19 protein-coding genes are annotated in these 17110 nt (G+C 52.4%); 14 read left to right on the top strand and 5 right to left on the bottom strand.

Annotated features, from left to right (window positions below; translation table 11 throughout):
- Nucleotide 1 precedes the first annotated feature (1 nt).
- Nucleotides 2–643: a nicotinate-nucleotide adenylyltransferase gene (nadD, locus tag AL479_RS16280; protein ID WP_081093735.1), complete on the top strand. Its 642-nt coding sequence runs from the start codon at nt 2–4 to the stop codon at nt 641–643.
- Here the strand turns inward: nadD and cobD are convergent.
- Nucleotides 618–1703: a threonine-phosphate decarboxylase CobD gene (gene cobD / locus AL479_RS16275; RefSeq protein WP_061076822.1), complete on the bottom strand. Its 1086-nt coding sequence runs from the start codon at nt 1701–1703 to the stop codon at nt 618–620. The two genes, nadD and cobD, sit on opposite strands and share 26 nt — an antisense overlap.
- A gap of 97 nt (nt 1704–1800) precedes the next feature.
- Between cobD and AL479_RS16270 the strand changes: the two genes are divergently transcribed.
- The 11 genes from AL479_RS16270 (at nt 1801) to lipA (ending at nt 12533) form a co-directional block, all read left to right on the top strand.
- A complete protein-coding gene (locus AL479_RS16270) occupies nt 1801–2412 on the top strand; it encodes an adenosylcobalamin/alpha-ribazole phosphatase (RefSeq protein WP_061077994.1) in 612 nt (203 codons plus the stop codon).
- Between the two features lie 258 nt (nt 2413–2670).
- The gene (gene rsfS / locus AL479_RS16265) at nt 2671–2988 is read left to right on the top strand and encodes a ribosome silencing factor (RefSeq protein WP_012904988.1); all 318 of its coding nucleotides are present in this window, start codon (nt 2671–2673) and stop codon (nt 2986–2988) included.
- A 3-nt stretch (nt 2989–2991) separates the two neighbouring features.
- Nucleotides 2992–3459, top strand: coding sequence for a 23S rRNA (pseudouridine(1915)-N(3))-methyltransferase RlmH (gene rlmH / locus AL479_RS16260; protein ID WP_061076821.1), 468 nt, complete (start codon nt 2992–2994; stop codon nt 3457–3459).
- Nucleotides 3460–3488: 29 nt separating this feature from the next.
- Entirely contained in the window at nt 3489–5390 is a 1902-nt protein-coding gene (gene mrdA / locus AL479_RS16255) for a peptidoglycan DD-transpeptidase MrdA (RefSeq protein WP_061076820.1), read from the top strand.
- 2 nt (nt 5391–5392) lie between these two features.
- Nucleotides 5393–6505: a peptidoglycan glycosyltransferase MrdB gene (mrdB, locus tag AL479_RS16250; protein WP_061076819.1), complete on the top strand. Its 1113-nt coding sequence runs from the start codon at nt 5393–5395 to the stop codon at nt 6503–6505.
- Nucleotides 6506–6515: 10 nt separating this feature from the next.
- The gene (gene rlpA, locus AL479_RS16245; protein WP_061076818.1) at nt 6516–7631 is read left to right on the top strand and encodes an endolytic peptidoglycan transglycosylase RlpA; all 1116 of its coding nucleotides are present in this window, start codon (nt 6516–6518) and stop codon (nt 7629–7631) included.
- Between the two features lie 149 nt (nt 7632–7780).
- Complete coding sequence (gene dacA / locus AL479_RS16240; RefSeq protein WP_043001427.1) at nt 7781–8992, top strand: D-alanyl-D-alanine carboxypeptidase DacA; 1212 nt, start codon at nt 7781–7783, stop codon at nt 8990–8992.
- 107 nt (nt 8993–9099) lie between these two features.
- The gene (ybeD, locus tag AL479_RS16235) at nt 9100–9363 is read left to right on the top strand and encodes a DUF493 family protein YbeD (protein ID WP_042320704.1); all 264 of its coding nucleotides are present in this window, start codon (nt 9100–9102) and stop codon (nt 9361–9363) included.
- Nucleotides 9364–9465: 102 nt separating this feature from the next.
- Complete coding sequence (gene lipB / locus AL479_RS16230; protein WP_061076817.1) at nt 9466–10107, top strand: lipoyl(octanoyl) transferase LipB; 642 nt, start codon at nt 9466–9468, stop codon at nt 10105–10107.
- Between the two features lie 298 nt (nt 10108–10405).
- Entirely contained in the window at nt 10406–11359 is a 954-nt protein-coding gene (locus AL479_RS16225) for a YbeF family transcriptional regulator (protein WP_061076816.1), read from the top strand.
- A gap of 208 nt (nt 11360–11567) precedes the next feature.
- Complete coding sequence (gene lipA, locus AL479_RS16220; protein WP_061076815.1) at nt 11568–12533, top strand: lipoyl synthase; 966 nt, start codon at nt 11568–11570, stop codon at nt 12531–12533.
- 97 nt (nt 12534–12630) lie between these two features.
- Here the strand turns inward: lipA and tatE are convergent, their stop codons facing one another.
- Both tatE and AL479_RS16210 read right to left on the bottom strand, forming a co-directional pair.
- Nucleotides 12631–12834 (bottom strand): twin-arginine translocase subunit TatE, encoded by a 204-nt coding sequence (gene tatE, locus AL479_RS16215; RefSeq protein WP_043001430.1) that lies wholly within the window; start codon nt 12832–12834, stop codon nt 12631–12633.
- Nucleotides 12835–12963: 129 nt separating this feature from the next.
- Nucleotides 12964–13752 carry a deaminated glutathione amidase gene (locus tag AL479_RS16210; protein WP_061076814.1) on the bottom strand — a complete coding sequence of 263 codons (789 nt, stop codon included), beginning with the start codon at nt 13750–13752 and terminating at the stop codon, nt 12964–12966.
- 91 nt (nt 13753–13843) lie between these two features.
- Here AL479_RS16210 and crcB point away from each other — a divergent pair, with 91 nt between their 5' ends.
- Complete coding sequence (gene crcB / locus AL479_RS16205; RefSeq protein WP_061076813.1) at nt 13844–14227, top strand: fluoride efflux transporter CrcB; 384 nt, start codon at nt 13844–13846, stop codon at nt 14225–14227.
- A 53-nt stretch (nt 14228–14280) separates the two neighbouring features.
- Here crcB and cspE read toward each other — a convergent pair whose 3' ends face one another.
- A complete protein-coding gene (gene cspE, locus AL479_RS16200) occupies nt 14281–14490 on the bottom strand; it encodes a transcription antiterminator/RNA stability regulator CspE (protein WP_000034826.1) in 210 nt (69 codons plus the stop codon).
- 173 nt (nt 14491–14663) lie between these two features.
- Nucleotides 14664–15227 carry a lipid IV(A) palmitoyltransferase PagP gene (gene pagP / locus AL479_RS16195; RefSeq protein ID WP_353050545.1) on the bottom strand — a complete coding sequence of 188 codons (564 nt, stop codon included), beginning with the start codon at nt 15225–15227 and terminating at the stop codon, nt 14664–14666.
- A 461-nt stretch (nt 15228–15688) separates the two neighbouring features.
- On the opposite strand from pagP, the gene dcuC reads away from it, so the two are divergent.
- Nucleotides 15689–17074 carry an anaerobic C4-dicarboxylate transporter DcuC gene (dcuC, locus tag AL479_RS16190; RefSeq protein ID WP_043001434.1) on the top strand — a complete coding sequence of 462 codons (1386 nt, stop codon included), beginning with the start codon at nt 15689–15691 and terminating at the stop codon, nt 17072–17074.
- Nucleotides 17075–17110: the final 36 nt, after the last annotated feature.

Raw genomic sequence — 17110 nt, 5'->3', positions numbered from 1 at the left:
TATGAAATCGTTACAGGCTCTCTTTGGCGGCACCTTTGATCCGGTGCACTATGGTCACCTCAAACCCGTGGAAACGCTGGCCAACCTGATTGGTCTGTCACGGGTCATCGTGATGCCTAATAATGTTCCTCCTCATCGCCCGCAGCCGGAAGCCACCAGCGCACAGCGGAAAACCATGCTTGAACTGGCGATTGCTGACAAGCCGTTGTTTATCCTCGATGAGCGTGAACTGAAGCACGACACCCCTTCCTATACGGCGCAAACGCTGAAGGCCTGGCGTGAAGAGCAAGGCCCGGATGCCCCGCTGGCGTTTATCATTGGCCAGGACTCGTTGCTGACCTTCCCGACCTGGCATGACTACGAAACCATTCTCGACAATACCCATCTTATTGTCTGCCGCCGTCCGGGCTATCCGCTTGAAATGGCGGAGGAACAGCATCAGCATTGGCTGGATCAACATCTGACGAATACGCCGGACGATCTGCACCTGCTACCGGCAGGGAAAATCTATCTCGCCGAGACGCCGTGGTTCAATATTTCCGCCACGATCATCCGCGAGCGGCTGGAAAACGGCGAACCGTGTGATGATCTGATGCCGCACGCGGTGCTGGAGTATATCAATGAGCACGGACTGTATCGCTAAGTACGTCGCTTAACGCCGCCAGCAGGCGGTTGTTCTCTTCCTGACTGCGTATTGCCACGCGGAAATAGCGTCCATCAAGACCTGGGTAATTGGCGCAACTGCGGATCAGAATATGTCGCGCCAGCAAAGCGCGCTGAAGATCGGTTTCGCAGCGCAGCAGAAGATAGTTCGCCTGGCCGGGATACACCGTCAGCCCCGGCAGCGCACACAGCTGCTGATAAAAACGTCCGCCCTCTTCCCGCAGCCACTGCCATGTCGCCTGTTGATACGCGGTATCCTCCAGAACCTGTTCCCCTGCCAGTGCGGCAAAAGCGTTGATCGACCACGGCATCTGGCGCGCCCTCATCGCCGCGACCGCCTGCAGATCGCTGTTGATGAGATATCCCAGCCGCAGTCCCGGGATGGCATAGAATTTTGTCAGTGAACGCAGAACCCAGATATGCGGGTTATCCTTTAACAGCGGAATAAATCCCGCTTCATCAGCGATAAAATCGATAAATGCTTCATCAAGAATCAGCGCTATATTCAGCGCCTGACAGCGCCCGGCAATCGCCTCAAGTAACGCCCGCTCCGGCAGTAATCCGGTGGGATTGTTAGGCGTGCACAAAAACAGACAGTCCAGATCTGCCGTTAACGCATCGAGAATCGCCCCGGTCAGTTGCCAGCCATCTTCTTCACGCAGCATGAACGTATCAATGACGCATTCGCCACCCTGCAACGCGCGGCGGTATTCGGCAAATCCCGGCGCGACGATCATCGCTCGCCGCGGTTTCAAGCCGTTCACCAGGGTAAAGATCGACTCTGTCTCACCGTTTCCGGCGAGGATCCATTCGACTGGCACCTGATGATGTCGGGCCAGCGCCTGATGCAGGTGATGGTAATCGACGTCAGGATAGCGCTCGGCAAGGTGTAAATTGTCGACAATGGCGCGTTTTACCGTTTCAGGCATACCCAGAGGATTAATATTCGCGCTAAAATCCAGCAACTTCTCGGGCGAGATCCCGAGGAACTCAGCCGCCTCACGGGTGTTACCGCCGTGGGCGCTTTTGAATAGAGACATCGTGCCGCTCCTGGCAAAAGAGGCTATTTTAGAGAAATTAGCGCGCGCGTTCAGGGCGAATATCATGTTTTGCGCGAATACGTATCACGAGGGGAAAATGCGACTCTGGTTAGTTCGTCATGGTGAAACCGAGGCTAATGTGGCGGGATTGTACAGCGGTCATGCCCCCACGCCGTTGACCGGGCGCGGCGTCGCGCAGGCGCAAACGCTGAATACACTGCTTCGCCAGGTTCCCTTTGAGCAGGTGCTGTGTAGCGAGCTGGAGCGTGCGCAGCACACGGCGCGCTTAGTGCTTCAGGGACGTGAACTGCCGCTGCAGGTGAAGCCTGAGCTCAATGAGATGTTCTTTGGCGACTGGGAGATGCGTCATCACCAGGATCTGGCCCGCGAAGATGCCGAGAACTATGCGGCCTGGTGCAACGACTGGCAAAATGCGGTTCCCACCAATGGGGAGGGATTTCAGACCTTCGCCCGGCGCGTTGAGCAGGCAATGTTGCTCCTCGCCGACTATCAGCACCATGATCATGTGCTGATAGTCAGCCATCAGGGTGTTCTCAGCCTGTTAATCGCCCGGTTGCTTGCCATGCCCGCCGCGGCGATGTGGCATTTTCGCGTTGAGCAAGGCTGCTGGAGTGCCATTGATTTTACTGGCGATTTTGCCACGCTTCGGGTTCTCAACAGTAGAGCGATATGGACGCCCGGCGAGTAAAATATCTGTTTTTTACCGCCAGCAACGCTCCGCCCATTGACACCCCCGGACAGGCTGCTATTCTCCGCTGCCAGACTTTTCCCACCCTTCAGCGTTTTGCAGAAATTGTTTTACAAAAATGGCGATGCATTCTGTTGCATGGGGTGGGATGATAGCCCACTTTCAAAAGCCGCCCGGTGACATTTGTCCCGAAAAGACTGTGGGTTCAGGTATACTGACAGGCTTATTAATACTCATTCATGCACCCAGGGGGAAAACTTGCAGGGTAAAGCACTCCAGGATTTTGTTATCGACAAAATTGATGACCTTAAAGGTCAGGACATCATCGCCTTAGACGTTCAGGGCAAATCCAGTATCACCGACTGCATGATCATCTGTACCGGTACGTCCAGCCGTCACGTCATGTCTATTGCTGACCACGTTGTTCAGGAATCTCGCGCGGCGGGAATGCTGCCGCTGGGCGTGGAAGGTGAGAGCGTCGCCGACTGGATTGTCGTTGACCTGGGTGAAGTGATTGTCCACGTGATGCAGGAAGAGAGCCGTCGCCTGTATGAGCTGGAAAAACTCTGGAGTTAATGCGTGAAGCTTCAACTTGTCGCGGTAGGCACGAAAATGCCCGACTGGGTACAAACCGGTTTTACCGAGTACCTGCGGCGTTTTCCCAAAGACATGCCTTTTGAGCTGTTCGAAATTCCGGCCGGCAAACGCGGCAAGAACGCGGATATCAAGCGTATTCTCGACAAAGAGGGTGAACAGATGCTGGCTGCCGCTGGCAAAAACCGCATCGTCACCCTGGATATTCCCGGTAAACCCTGGGACACGCCGCAACTGGCGACCGAACTGGAACGCTGGAAACTGGACGGTCGTGATGTCAGCCTGTTAATTGGCGGGCCGGAGGGATTATCCCCTGCCTGCAAAGCGGCGGCAGAACAAAGTTGGTCGCTCTCTGCACTCACGCTTCCTCATCCGCTTGTCCGGGTGCTGGTGGCAGAGAGCCTGTATCGGGCGTGGAGCATTACCACTAATCACCCTTATCACCGTGAGTGATCACTGAGCTTGAGTAGACTAAGCAGCGGATGAAATTACAGAATTCTTTTCGCGACTATACGGCTGAGTCCGCGCTATTTGTGCGCCGGGCGCTGGTCGCTTTTTTGGGTATTTTACTGCTCACCGGCGTGCTTATCGCCAACCTGTATAATCTGCAGATTGTCCGTTTTACCGATTACCAGACTCGCTCGAATGAAAACCGGATTAAGCTGGTGCCCATCGCCCCCAGTCGCGGCATCATCTATGACCGTAACGGTATTCCACTCGCCCTGAACCGCACCATTTACCAGATCGAAATGATGCCCGAGAAGGTCGACAACGTGCAGCAAACGCTGGATGCCCTGCGCAGCGTCGTCGATCTGAGCGATGATGATATTGCCGCCTTCAAGAAAGAGCGCGCACGTTCCCACCGCTTTACCTCTATTCCCGTCAAAACCAACCTCACCGAAGTGCAGGTTGCGCGTTTTGCCGTGAACCAGTACCGCTTCCCGGGTGTGGAAGTGAAAGGTTATAAGCGCCGGTTCTACCCGTACGGTTCCGCGCTCACCCACGTCATTGGCTACGTGTCGAAAATTAACGATAAAGACGTTGAGCGACTGGATAAAGACGGCAAACTGGCTAACTACGCCGCGACGCATGACATCGGAAAACTGGGGATTGAGCGCTACTACGAAGATGTGCTGCACGGTCAAACCGGCTACGAGGAAGTCGAAGTCAACAACCGTGGCCGCGTCATCCGCCAGCTCAAAGAGGTTCCCCCGCAGGCCGGACACGACATCTACCTGACGCTGGATCTCAAACTGCAGCAGTATATTGAGACGCTGCTGGCCGGTAGCCGTGCTGCCGTGGTGGTCACCGACCCGCGCACTGGCGGCGTGCTGGCGCTGGTTTCAATGCCAAGCTACGACCCGAACCTGTTCGTCGACGGTATCTCCAGTAAAGACTATTCCGGTTTGCTTAACGATCCAAACACGCCGCTGGTCAACCGCGCAACGCAGGGGGTGTATCCGCCGGCGTCGACGGTGAAACCGTATGTCGCCGTATCTGCATTAAGCGCGGGCGTTATCACCCGTAATACCAGCCTGTTTGACCCTGGCTGGTGGCAGTTACCAGGCTCAGAAAAACGCTACCGTGACTGGAAGAAATGGGGGCACGGACACCTGAACGTGACTAAATCGCTGGAAGAATCGGCAGATACCTTCTTCTATCAGGTCGCTTATGACATGGGGATCGACCGCCTCTCCGAGTGGATGGGCAAATTCGGTTACGGTCACTATACCGGTATCGACCTGGCGGAAGAGCGTTCCGGCAACATGCCTACCCGCGAATGGAAGCTCAAACGCTTTAAAAAACCCTGGTATCAGGGCGATACCATTCCGGTCGGCATCGGTCAGGGCTACTGGACGGCAACGCCGATTCAGATGAGTAAGGCGTTGATGATTTTGATTAACGATGGCGTCGTGAAGGTGCCTCATCTGCTGATGAGTACCGCAGAAAACGGCAAGAAAGTTCCCTGGGTACAACCGCAGGAGCCACCGGTCGGCGATATTCACTCTGGCTACTGGGAACTGGCGAAAGACGGCATGTATGGCGTCGCCAACCGTGGCAACGGGACCGCGCATAAATATTTTGCCAGCGCGCCGTATAAAATTGCCGCTAAATCCGGTACCGCACAGGTCTTTGGCCTGAAAGCCAATGAAACCTATAACGCGCATAAAATTGCCGAGCGTCTACGTGACCATAAACTGATGACCGCATTTGCACCGTATAACAACCCGCAGGTGGCCGTCGCCATCATCCTGGAAAACGGAGGGGCGGGCCCGGCAGTGGGGACCATTATGCGTCAGATTCTTGACCACATCATGTTGGGCGATAACAACACCGATCTGCCAGCGGAAAACCCGGCGGTTGCAGCGGCGGAGGATCAATAACCATGACGGATAATCCGAACAAAAAAACATTCTGGGATAAAATCCATATTGATCCCACCATGTTACTGATTTTGCTGGCGCTGTTGGTTTACAGCTCACTGGTTATCTGGAGCGCCAGCGGCCAGGACATTGGCATGATGGAGCGTAAAGTCGGTCAGATTGCGATGGGTCTGGTGATCATGGTGGTCATGGCGCAGATCCCGCCGCGCGTCTATGAAGGCTGGGCGCCGTATCTCTATATTTTCTGTATTATTTTGCTGGTGGCGGTCGATGCCTTTGGGGCGATATCCAAAGGCGCGCAGCGCTGGCTGGATCTCGGCATCGTGCGTTTTCAGCCTTCTGAAATCGCCAAAATCGCGGTGCCTCTGATGGTCGCACGCTTTATCAACCGCGACGTCTGTCCGCCCTCCCTGAAGAACACAGCCATCGCGCTGGTGCTGATTTTTATGCCGACGCTGCTGGTGGCGGCGCAGCCTGACCTCGGGACCTCGATTCTGGTCGCGCTTTCCGGGCTGTTCGTACTGTTCCTCTCGGGTCTGAGCTGGCGTTTAATTGGCGTCGCTGTGTTGCTGGTCGCGGCGTTCATCCCGATCCTGTGGTTCTTCCTGATGCACGATTATCAGCGTCAGCGTGTGATGATGTTACTTGACCCGGAAACCGACCCGTTGGGCGCCGGTTATCACATCATTCAGTCTAAAATTGCAATTGGTTCCGGCGGTCTGAGCGGCAAGGGGTGGTTACACGGTACCCAGTCGCAACTCGAATTTTTGCCCGAACGCCACACCGACTTTATCTTCGCCGTCCTGGCGGAAGAGCTTGGCCTGATTGGGATACTGATCCTGCTGGCGCTGTATATACTGCTGATTATGCGTGGCCTGTGGATTGCCGCCCACGCGCAAACCACCTTTGGTCGCGTGATGGCCGGTGGCTTAATGTTGATTTTATTCGTTTATGTCTTCGTTAATATTGGTATGGTGAGTGGAATTCTGCCTGTCGTAGGCGTTCCGCTTCCGTTGGTCAGTTACGGAGGCTCAGCACTGATCGTGTTGATGGCCGGGTTCGGGATTGTCATGTCGATCCACACCCACAGAAAAATGTTATCGAAAAGCGTGTAAGGGGTGCGCAATGCGTAAGCAGTTGCCTGGAGTCTGCGTCGTAGCAGGAATTATGCTGCTCGCGGCATGTACGAGTGATGATGGTCAGCAACAGAACACCGTCGCGCCGCAGCCAGCGGTATGTAATGGGCCCGTCGTTGAAATCAGCGGAGCCGATCCGCGTTTTGAACCGCTCAACCCAACCGCTAATCAGGATTACCAGCGAGACGGTAAGAGCTACAAGATAGTGCAGGATGCCTCGCGCTTTAGTCAGGCAGGGTTCGCGGCGATTTACGATGCCGAGCCCGGCAGCAATCTGACCGCCTCAGGCGAAGCGTTCGATCCTATGCAGCTCACCGCGGCGCATCCGACGTTACCGATCCCGAGCTATGCGCGGATCACTAACCTCGCCAATGGACGGATGATCGTGGTGCGCATTAACGATCGCGGTCCCTATGGCAACGATCGCGTGATTTCACTGTCGCGTGCCGCCGCTGACCGTCTGAACACCTCCAATAACACCAAAGTGCGTATCGACCCGATTATTGTCGCGCAGGATGGTTCCTTATCTGGTCCGGGTATGGCCTGTACCACGGTGGCCAAACAGACTTATGCCCTGCCCTCACGTCCGGATCTGAGCGGCGGCATGGGCAGCGTCTCCTCCGCACCGGAAGCGATGCAGCCTCAGGGTGACGTTCGCGCCATCAGCAATTCCACGCTGCAAAGTGAAGATAATGCCGGCGCACCGGTTCAGAGTAGTGGGTTCCTCGGTGCCCCGACAACCCTGGCTGCCGGCGTACTGGAAGGCAGTGAACCGACACCAGCGCCACAGCCCACGACTGCGGCTCCCGTTAGCGCGCCAGTCAGTACACCGGCAGCAACACCCGCCGCGACGACTGCGCCTGCCGCCGCTTCCGCCAGCGGCAGTTACGTAGTCCAGGTTGGTGCGGTAAGCGATCAGGGGCGTGCCCAACAGTATCAGCAGCGCTTAGGCCAGCAGTTTGGCGTACCGGGACGCGTCACGCAGAACGGCGCCGTGTGGCGTATTCAGCTCGGGCCGTTCGCCAGTAAAGCCCAGGCCAGTGCGCTACAGCAGCGCTTACAATCTGAAGCCCAATTACAGTCCTTCATTACCGGCGCACAGTAACGTAACAAGGGCATCTGAAGTGTCAATTTCTGTAAATGACGTTAACAACGTTAACAAAGTCATGCGGAAAGTCAGATGCCTGCCGGTATTGCATTTGCTATAGTAGGGCACTTTTTTTTAATTCCATCACGGACGTCGTAGTTCAGACCATGAAGACCACTTTTTCCGCTCGTTTCCTGCAGCGCATGGCGCTCACCACGGCTCTTTGTACAGCCGCTATTTCAGGCGCGCATGCCGATGACCTGAATATCAAAACCATGATCCCGGGTGTTCCGCAGATCGACGCGGAGTCCTACATCCTCATTGACTATAACTCCGGTAAAGTGCTGGCGGAACAAAACGCCGATACGCGTCGCGACCCGGCCAGTCTGACCAAAATGATGACCAGTTACGTTATCGGTCAGGCAATGAAAGCGGGCAAGTTTAAAGAGACGGATCTGGTCACTATCGGTAATGATGCATGGGCCACGGGTAATCCGGTCTTTAAAGGTTCATCGCTGATGTTCCTGAAGCCGGGCATGCAGGTTCCGGTATCGCAGCTGATTCGCGGGATTAACCTGCAGTCTGGTAACGACGCCTGCGTCGCGATGGCTGACTTTGCGGCTGGTAGTCAGGATGCGTTTGTCGGTCTGATGAACAGCTATGTGAACGCGTTGGGTCTGAAAAACACCCATTTCCAGACGGTTCACGGTCTGGATGCCGACGGTCAGTACAGCTCCGCTCGTGATATGGCGCTGATTGGCCAGGCGTTAATCCGCGACGTTCCTAACGAATACTCCGTCTACAAAGAAAAAGAGTTCACCTTTAACGGCATCCGTCAGTTGAACCGTAACGGTTTGCTGTGGGACAACAGCCTGAAAGTCGATGGCATCAAGACCGGTCATACCGATAAAGCAGGCTACAACCTGGTGGCCTCGGCGACCGAAGGTCAGATGCGTTTGATCTCCGCCGTCATGGGCGGGCGCACCTATAAAGGGCGTGAAACAGAAAGTAAAAAGCTGCTGACCTGGGGCTTCCGTTTCTTCGAAACGGTTAACCCGCTGAAAGCAGGCAAAGAGTTCGCGTCTGAACCGTCCTGGTTTGGTGATACCGATCGCGCCTCCTTAGGGGTTGATAAAGATGTGTATCTGACCATTCCGCGTGGCCGTATGAAAGACCTGAAAGCCAGCTATGTACTGAACAGCACGGAGCTGCATGCGCCGCTGCAGAAAAATCAGGTGGTCGGTACCATCAACTTCCAGCTTGACGGTAAAACCATTGAGCAGCGCCCTCTGGTCGTGCTGCAGGAAATCCCGGAAGGTAACTTCTTCAGCAAAATCATTGATTACATTAAGTTAATGTTCCATCACTGGTTTGGTTAAAAATTGAACACTTGAAAGTGTGATTTCCATCCCCATATACTAAGCATCAGTAAAACTCCCGCCCTCTGGCGGGAGTTGTTATTTATTTACGTTACGCCGGAGCTGACATGAAAACCAAACTTAACGAACTGCTTGAATTCCCTACTCCTTTTACTTACAAAGTTATGGGGCAGGCGTTACCTGAGCTGGTTGAACAGGTGGTTGAAGTGGTACAGCGCCATGCGCCAGGTGATTACTCTCCGACGGTAAAACCCAGCAGCAAAGGCAATTACCACTCGGTCTCGATTACCATCAACGCGACCCATATTGAGCAGGTTGAAACGCTGTACGAAGAACTCGGTAACATCGAAATCGTCCGTATGGTTCTGTAATACAGGTTCGGGCCCCGACCATGTTCGGGTGCCCACCTCGCCTCCTCTTCTCTGTGATATACTTCCCTCCCCCATTGATTACTTCTCTACGGAGATGCTGTTTTGTCTCAGGATAAAATACTGGTCCGCCAGCTCGGTCTTCAACCCTACGAACCCGTCTCCCAGGCCATGCACGACTTTACCAACACCCGCGATGAACAGACTCCCGATGAAATCTGGCTGGTTGAGCACTATCCGGTTTTCACCCAGGGTCAGGCAGGGAAAGCGGAACATGTTTTAATGCCCGGTGATATTCCGGTCATTCAAAGCGATCGCGGTGGGCAGGTGACTTACCATGGACCAGGCCAACAGATCATGTACGTTCTGTTGAACCTGAAGCGACGTAAACTGGGCGTGCGGGAATTGGTTACGTTGCTGGAACAGACTGTCGTAAATACTCTGGCTGAGCTGGATATTGACGCTCATCCGCGTGCAGATGCCCCTGGCGTTTATGTCGGTGAAAAGAAAATATGTTCCCTCGGTTTGCGTATTCGCCGCGGTTGCTCATTCCATGGACTGGCATTAAACGTTAATATGGATCTCTCGCCTTTCTTACGAATTAATCCCTGCGGCTATGCCGGTATGGAAATGGCAAAAATATCTCAATGGGATAACCAGGCCACGACAGATAATATCCAACCACGATTATTAGCCAATATTTTAGCACTGCTAAATAATCCCCCTTACGAATATATTCCTGCTTAACTTATTGAATGCAATGGCCCAAAAAATCGCGGGCCATTGTCACCCTTCCGGTTCAAATGCTTTACAATGTCTCCTGGTTTCTATATTTTCTGTCTGTCTTAGCTTGAATTTTTAACGAGTTTACTCCGTCATAAAAATCGACGTAGGATTTTTCTTTATACAAACGTTAAACCTTCAATCAATTGCCATAAAAAGGTTATCGATACCGCGAGATGAACAATAGTGGTGCAAAAAGCATGCTTACAACAAATACAAGCATCACTATTATTTATAATGTGAATTAAATTGGAGTTAGAACGTGAGTGAAAATAGTAAGCCGAAAGGACATTTCTACGAACATCGACCCGAAGATAAACCGCAAATTTTCAGAACGCTGAGAAATATCGACCTGAACCTGCTGACTATTTTTGAAGCTGTTTATGTTCATAAAGGAATCGTCAACGCCGCGAAAATTCTCAATCTGACTCCCTCAGCGATCAGCCAGTCCATTCAGAAACTGCGCACAATATTTCCTGATCCCCTGTTTATTCGAAAAGGCCAGGGGGTGACGCCCACGACGTATGCCACCCATCTGCATGAGTATATCAGCCAGGGGCTGGAATCCATTCTCGGCGCGCTGGATCTCACCGGCAGTTACGATAAACAACGGACGATTACTATCGGGACCACACCGTCTATCGGGGCGCTGGTCATGCCGACAATTTATCACGCCATCAAAACAAGCCATCCGCAACTGCACCTGCGTAACATTCCCGTCCATGATGCCGAAACGCAACTCAGTCAGTTTCAGAGCGATTTGATTATTGATAACCACCTCTACAGCAACCGCGCAGTAGAGAACCATGTTCTGTTTTCTGACAAAATCGAACTGGTCTGCCGCCAGAACCACCCTTCTCTGACGCGTGCCGTGACCCCTGAAGCCCTCGATGACGCTGAACATAGTCTGCTGATGATCGAAGGACAAAGCTTCACGCTCCTGCGCCAACGTATCCAGGAACTGTTCCCCGATCGGCAAATCAGCTTTAGCAGCTACAACATTTTTACGCTGGCATCACTCATCGCCCACAGCGATCTGGTGGGTATTATGCCCGCCCGCTTCTTCACGCTGTTCAGCCACTGCTGGCCGCTTCAGCGGATCCCTCATCCATCCCTGAACCATGAGAAAATCGACTTCTCACTGCATTACAACAAGCTAAGCTTACGCGATCCAGTACTGGAGAACGTCATCACAGTGATCCGCGACGCCTTCTGAAAAAGAAATGTTGCGACCAGGTCAAAACTGATGTCAGGCAAATGGCACAAAACAACAACTATTTTACATTTTGCCGGCCACTCAGGCTGCTTTCAGGCCCGTTTCAATGATATACTGCGTGTTGTTAATTCAAAAATAGTTGATAAATACAACATTCCCTTGAATTGAAACGCTTTCCCTCGTTATTCGCAACTGGAACACGCACGCTATGAGTAAACCCATTGTGATGGAACGCGGTGTTAAATACCGCGATGCCGATAAGATGGCCCTTATCCCGGTCAAAAATGTGGCGACAGAGCGCGAAGCCCTGCTGCGCAAGCCGGAATGGATGAAAATTAAGCTTCCAGCGGACTCCACTCGTATCCAGGGCATCAAAGCAGCAATGCGTAAGAATGGCCTGCATTCTGTTTGTGAAGAAGCCTCTTGCCCAAACCTGGCGGAGTGTTTCAACCACGGTACCGCCACGTTTATGATCCTCGGCGCCATTTGTACCCGTCGCTGCCCGTTCTGTGATGTGGCCCACGGCCGCCCTGTGGCGCCGGACGCCAACGAACCGGTTAAGCTGGCACAAACGATTGCCGACATGGCTCTGCGCTATGTCGTTATCACTTCTGTTGACCGTGATGACCTGCGTGACGGCGGCGCTCAGCACTTTGCCGATTGCATTGCCGCTATTCGTGAGAAAAGCCCTACGATTAAGATTGAAACGCTGGTCCCCGACTTCCGCGGTCGTATGGATCGCGCCCTGGAGATTCTGACCGCCACTCCGCCGGACGTTTTCAACCATAACCTTGAAAACGTGCCTCGTATTTATCGTCAGGTTCGCCCAGGCGCTGACTACAACTGGTCGCTCAAATTACTGGAACGCTTTAAAGAAGCGCATCCGGAGATCCCGACCAAATCTGGTCTGATGGTGGGTCTCGGTGAGACGAATGCGGAAATCATTGAAGTGATGCGCGATCTGCGTCGTCATGGCGTGACCATGCTGACGCTGGGACAATATCTGCAGCCGAGCCGTCACCACCTGCCCGTTCAGCGCTATGTCAGCCCGGATGAATTTGAAGAGATGAAAGCAGAAGCCATCGCGATGGGCTTTACCCATGCTGCCTGCGGACCGTTCGTCCGTTCGTCTTACCATGCTGACCTGCAGGCGAAAGGGATGGAAGTGAAGTAATTTCGAAATAAATACTTACATTTCGCCCATAAAAAACCCGCTTAATCGCGGGTTTTTTCTCATCAGGGTAAAACGGCCAGGCGTTTAGCTCCGGATATTACTCTTTATGAGAGAGTTTCTCAGCCTGAATGCTGCCGTCTGCGTCTTTTTTCGCGCCCGCATCTTCATCATTCATTGCTTTCTTGAAGCCCTTAATCGCCGTGCCCAGGTCTCCACCCAGTGTACGTAACTTCTTGGTACCAAACAGCAGAACGACCAGTGCGGCCACCACCAGCAGTTTGGTAATACTAATCTCACCCATAGATACCTTCTTAACTTAAAACAGGCGGCGTAGCGCGCCCTTAGTAACCTGAGAATATTAACGGTCATTTGACGCGCGCACACAATAGCAATCTGTAACAAGGTGAATCAAGCAGTGTTTAAAAAAACGTCATGATAATTGCGGTGGCACAAATCTGCGGTTACGTAATACCGGTAATTGCGCCCGCACCTGGCGGATCCGCTCAGCGGAAATCTCCGCCATGACAAGTGTCGGGACGTCTGCCGCCGCTGCAATCGTCACCCCAAAGGGATCAATAATACGGCTCTGCCCGATGTTTTTGTTACCACACTCCCCTGCGGCAATCATATAGCAGGTGGTATCGAGCGCGCGGGCAGCCAGCAGCGTCGACCAGTGATGTTCCTTCAGCGCCCCTCTGACCCATGCCGCTGGTAACACCAGTACTTCCGCGCCCTGCAACGCAAGCGCCATCGACAGTTCGGGAAAGCGCAGATCGTAGCAGGTCATCAGCCCCACTCTGAGTCCATCCACATCAAGCAGCGGTGCGATAACATTACCCGCATCAACATTGCGGGACTCCTGAATGGAGAAAGCATCATAGAGGTGTAGCTTGGCGTAGCTTGCCACGATTTTCCCCCCGCGCAGCGCCACCAGCGTGTTCACTGCACGACCGGGACGAGAGGGAACGTGAACGGTGAGAATGGTGGTCATCGTATTCAATGCGCTTTCCCGCAACAATTGTTTCAGAAAATCTCCCTCTACAGGCTGGGCGGATTTCACCGACAGGTCGGGATCCGCATCGTCTCGCGCCAGCAATGCCTCAGGCAGAACCAGCAATGACGCGCCGTTTTCCGCCGCCTGCGACATGAGCGTGACGCAAGTTTCTGCGTTCTTTTCCCACACAGAACTGACGGCAAATTGCCCTGCAGCAACTAGCATATTTCCTCCGGTCAGGTTTATCAGGCTCGCCAACGATGATTATTCAGCGTTACACTTATCTTATATACCAACCAAATAGCAGGATTACGCAGTGTTACAACTTCTTTTAGCGGTTTTTATTGGCGGTGGCACAGGAAGTGTAGCGAGGTGGATGCTCAGTATGCGGTTTAACCCCATGCATCAGGCGATTCCGATAGGAACCCTGACCGCAAATTTAGTGGGTGCATTCATCATTGGTATGGGACTGGCATGGTTTAGTCGAATGACTAACATCGATCCAATGTGGAAGGTCCTGATCACAACCGGCTTTTGTGGCGGCCTGACAACCTTCTCTACCTTTTCGGCGGAAGTGGTCTTTTTGCTTCAGGAAGGTCGAGTGGGCTGGGCAATGCTGAATGTGTTGGTCAACCTGTTGGGATCATTTGCGATGACGGCGTTAGCGTTCTGGCTATTTTCCGCCTCCAGCGCTCACTAAGAACCAAAAAAAACCCGCTAATAAGCGGGTTTTGAAATCTTGCTGACGTAAGCTTACAGAGCAGTTACGTTTGCAGCAGAAGGGCCTTTGGCACCGTTAGTGATTTCGAACTCTACACGCTGACCTTCAGCCAGAGTTTTAAAACCATTGGTCTGGATTGCAGAGAAGTGTACGAACACGTCTTTGCTGCCATCTTCCGGAGTAATGAAACCGAATCCTTTGGACTCATTAAACCACTTAACGTTACCTTTAATCTTAGACATCAAAATTACCTTTACATGAAAAATAGACACAAATGCTGTGTCGGGTACCAGTACACCAATTGTGGTTCACTTTGTCCAGTCGAACTTTGGCAAAAAGTGATAAATGTCGCGTTATTTTTTGACATAAGCTTATATCACTTTGTTTTATATGAAATTTATTGCCATTAATCGGTTCAGAACTGAAAACGCATCCACGCAAAGTATACGTTACCGTTGTTATAAGTGCCGGGGATATAGGTCATCTGAAACGTTGCCGGACCGTAACCAATGGAGGCCAGCGGCAGCAGGACAGGAAGAGGAATGTAGTTCCAGTTATCACGCGCCGTCACACCGGCGGTAAAACCTAATCCCAGATGGAAATTGTCATCCGGCAGAGGTCGCCAGGTACTTTCCCAACCATAACCACCGATCGGCTCCCATTTATTCCATGAATCTTTGAAAGCCATAATGTAGAGGCCATGCCAGTTTCCCTTTTCATCCCAGCGCGACTGACCAAAACCGCCGCCCCACGGACGCTCGTTATAACGATCGGTTTTTTCTTTATCATAGGCAAAACGCGCATGCCAGGTTATCGCGGGAATATACAAATCATAGTGCTCAGGTTGCTGCCAGGTTTCGGCAACATTATCTGTAAAGGTATTAAACCACCCTTTTTCTTCTGCTACTGCACGCGGCAGTATCGCTAACTGAATAAAAAGAAATGAAAAAAGGAAAAAATAATTTTTAGCTGTACTCACAACGTTTATTACCATTCTTAAGTTCAGTCTTTATTATACCAAAAATAACTTGAATGAAACCTTAACAGCGGCAGCGCTGACCTGAATCAGATTGTTCTAAGATTTTTAACGCCACCATTAAACCTTATTCTTTGTGGTATTATTTATCGCTGAATTATCAGTCAGATATTGTATAATTTTTACCCATTCACGTTACAAACACTCTTTCGCCGCCACTCGTTAACAGCAATACCTCATAAATAAAACAAAAAAGAAACAATCAAGAATTTTCCTGGAAAAAGGAAAATAAAATATTTCACCTTCATCACGCCAACGAAAAAAATAGCCGCTGACCGACCGTTAATCGTTCTGTTTATTGATTTTAATCAGCAAGTAGCAAGCACTTATTCGGCACATTTTCACACCAACTTATTGGCATTTTCTTAATTTCACTTCTGGGTGTCTACGCGACAGGGGAAACAATGTTGACATTTATCGAACTCCTTATTGGAGTTGTGGTTATTGTGGGTGTAGCGCGCTACATCATTAAAGGGTATTCGGCAACCGGCGTGCTTTTTGTTGGCGGTCTGGTGCTGCTGATTATCAGCGCCCTGATGGGCCACAAAGTGCTGCCTTCCAGCGAAACCACGACGGGTTATTCCGCGACGGATATCGTTGAGTACATCAAGATCCTGCTGATGAGCCGTGGTGGCGACCTTGGCATGATGATCATGATGCTCTGCGGATTTGCCGCTTACATGACCCACATCGGCGCGAACGATATGGTCGTGAAACTGGCCTCAAAACCTTTGCAATACATCAACTCACCTTATCTGCTGATGATTGCCGCCTATTTTGTTGCCTGTCTGATGTCCCTGGCGGTGTCTTCCGCCACCGGACTCGGCGTATTGTTGATGGCGACGCTTTTTCCGATCATGGTCAACGTGGGGATTAGCCGTGGTGCCGCAGCGGCCATTTGTGCCTCGCCTGCCGCAATTATCCTTTCCCCTACCTCCGGTGACGTCGTGCTGGCTGCCAAAGCAGCCGAAATGCCGCTGATCGATTTTGCCTTTAAAACCACGCTGCCCATCTCCATTGCAGCAATCATCGGGATGGCGATTGCCCACTATTTCTGGCAACGTTATCTGGATAAAAAAGAGAACGCGGCCCACGAAATGCTGGACGTGAATGAAATCACCACCACGGCACCGGCGTTCTACGCCATTCTGCCGTTTACACCGATTATCGGGGTGCTGATTTTTGATGGTAAGTGGGGACCGCAACTGCACATCATTACGATTCTGGTGCTCTGTATGCTTATTGCGGCGGTGCTGGAGTTCGTTCGGGGTTTCAACACCCAGAAAGTGTATTCCGGTCTGGAAGTGGCGTATCGCGGTATGGCCGATGCGTTTGCGAACGTGGTGATGCTGTTAGTTGCGGCGGGCGTTTTCGCACAGGGTCTGAGCACAATTGGCTTCATCCAGAGCCTGATCTCCATCGCCACTTCGTTTGGGTCGGCGAGCATCATTTTGATGCTGGTACTGGTGATTCTGACCATGCTGGCAGCAATGACCACCGGTTCCGGTAACGCGCCGTTCTACGCTTTCGTCGAAATGATTCCTAAGCTGGCGCAATCATCGGGTATCAACCCGGCGTATCTGTCGATTCCAATGCTGCAGGCGTCCAACCTGGGCCGTACGATCTCCCCGGTCTCCGGCGTGGTCGTGGCGGTAGCCGGGATGGCAAAAATCTCCCCGTTTGAGGTGGTAAAACGCACCTCCGTACCGGTCATGGTCGGACTGTTGATCGTTATCATCGCGACCGAAGTGATGGTGCCGGGAACCTCCTCCGCAGTAACGGGAGGCTGATTCAGAACCCATGCCGGATGATGGCGCACGATGCCT

Source organism: Citrobacter amalonaticus, assembly GCF_001559075.2.
Taxonomy (GTDB): Bacteria; Pseudomonadota; Gammaproteobacteria; order Enterobacterales; family Enterobacteriaceae; genus Citrobacter_A; species Citrobacter_A amalonaticus_F.
Note: the sequence above shows the minus strand (reverse complement) of the source record. Positions and strands in the feature narration are given on the sequence as shown.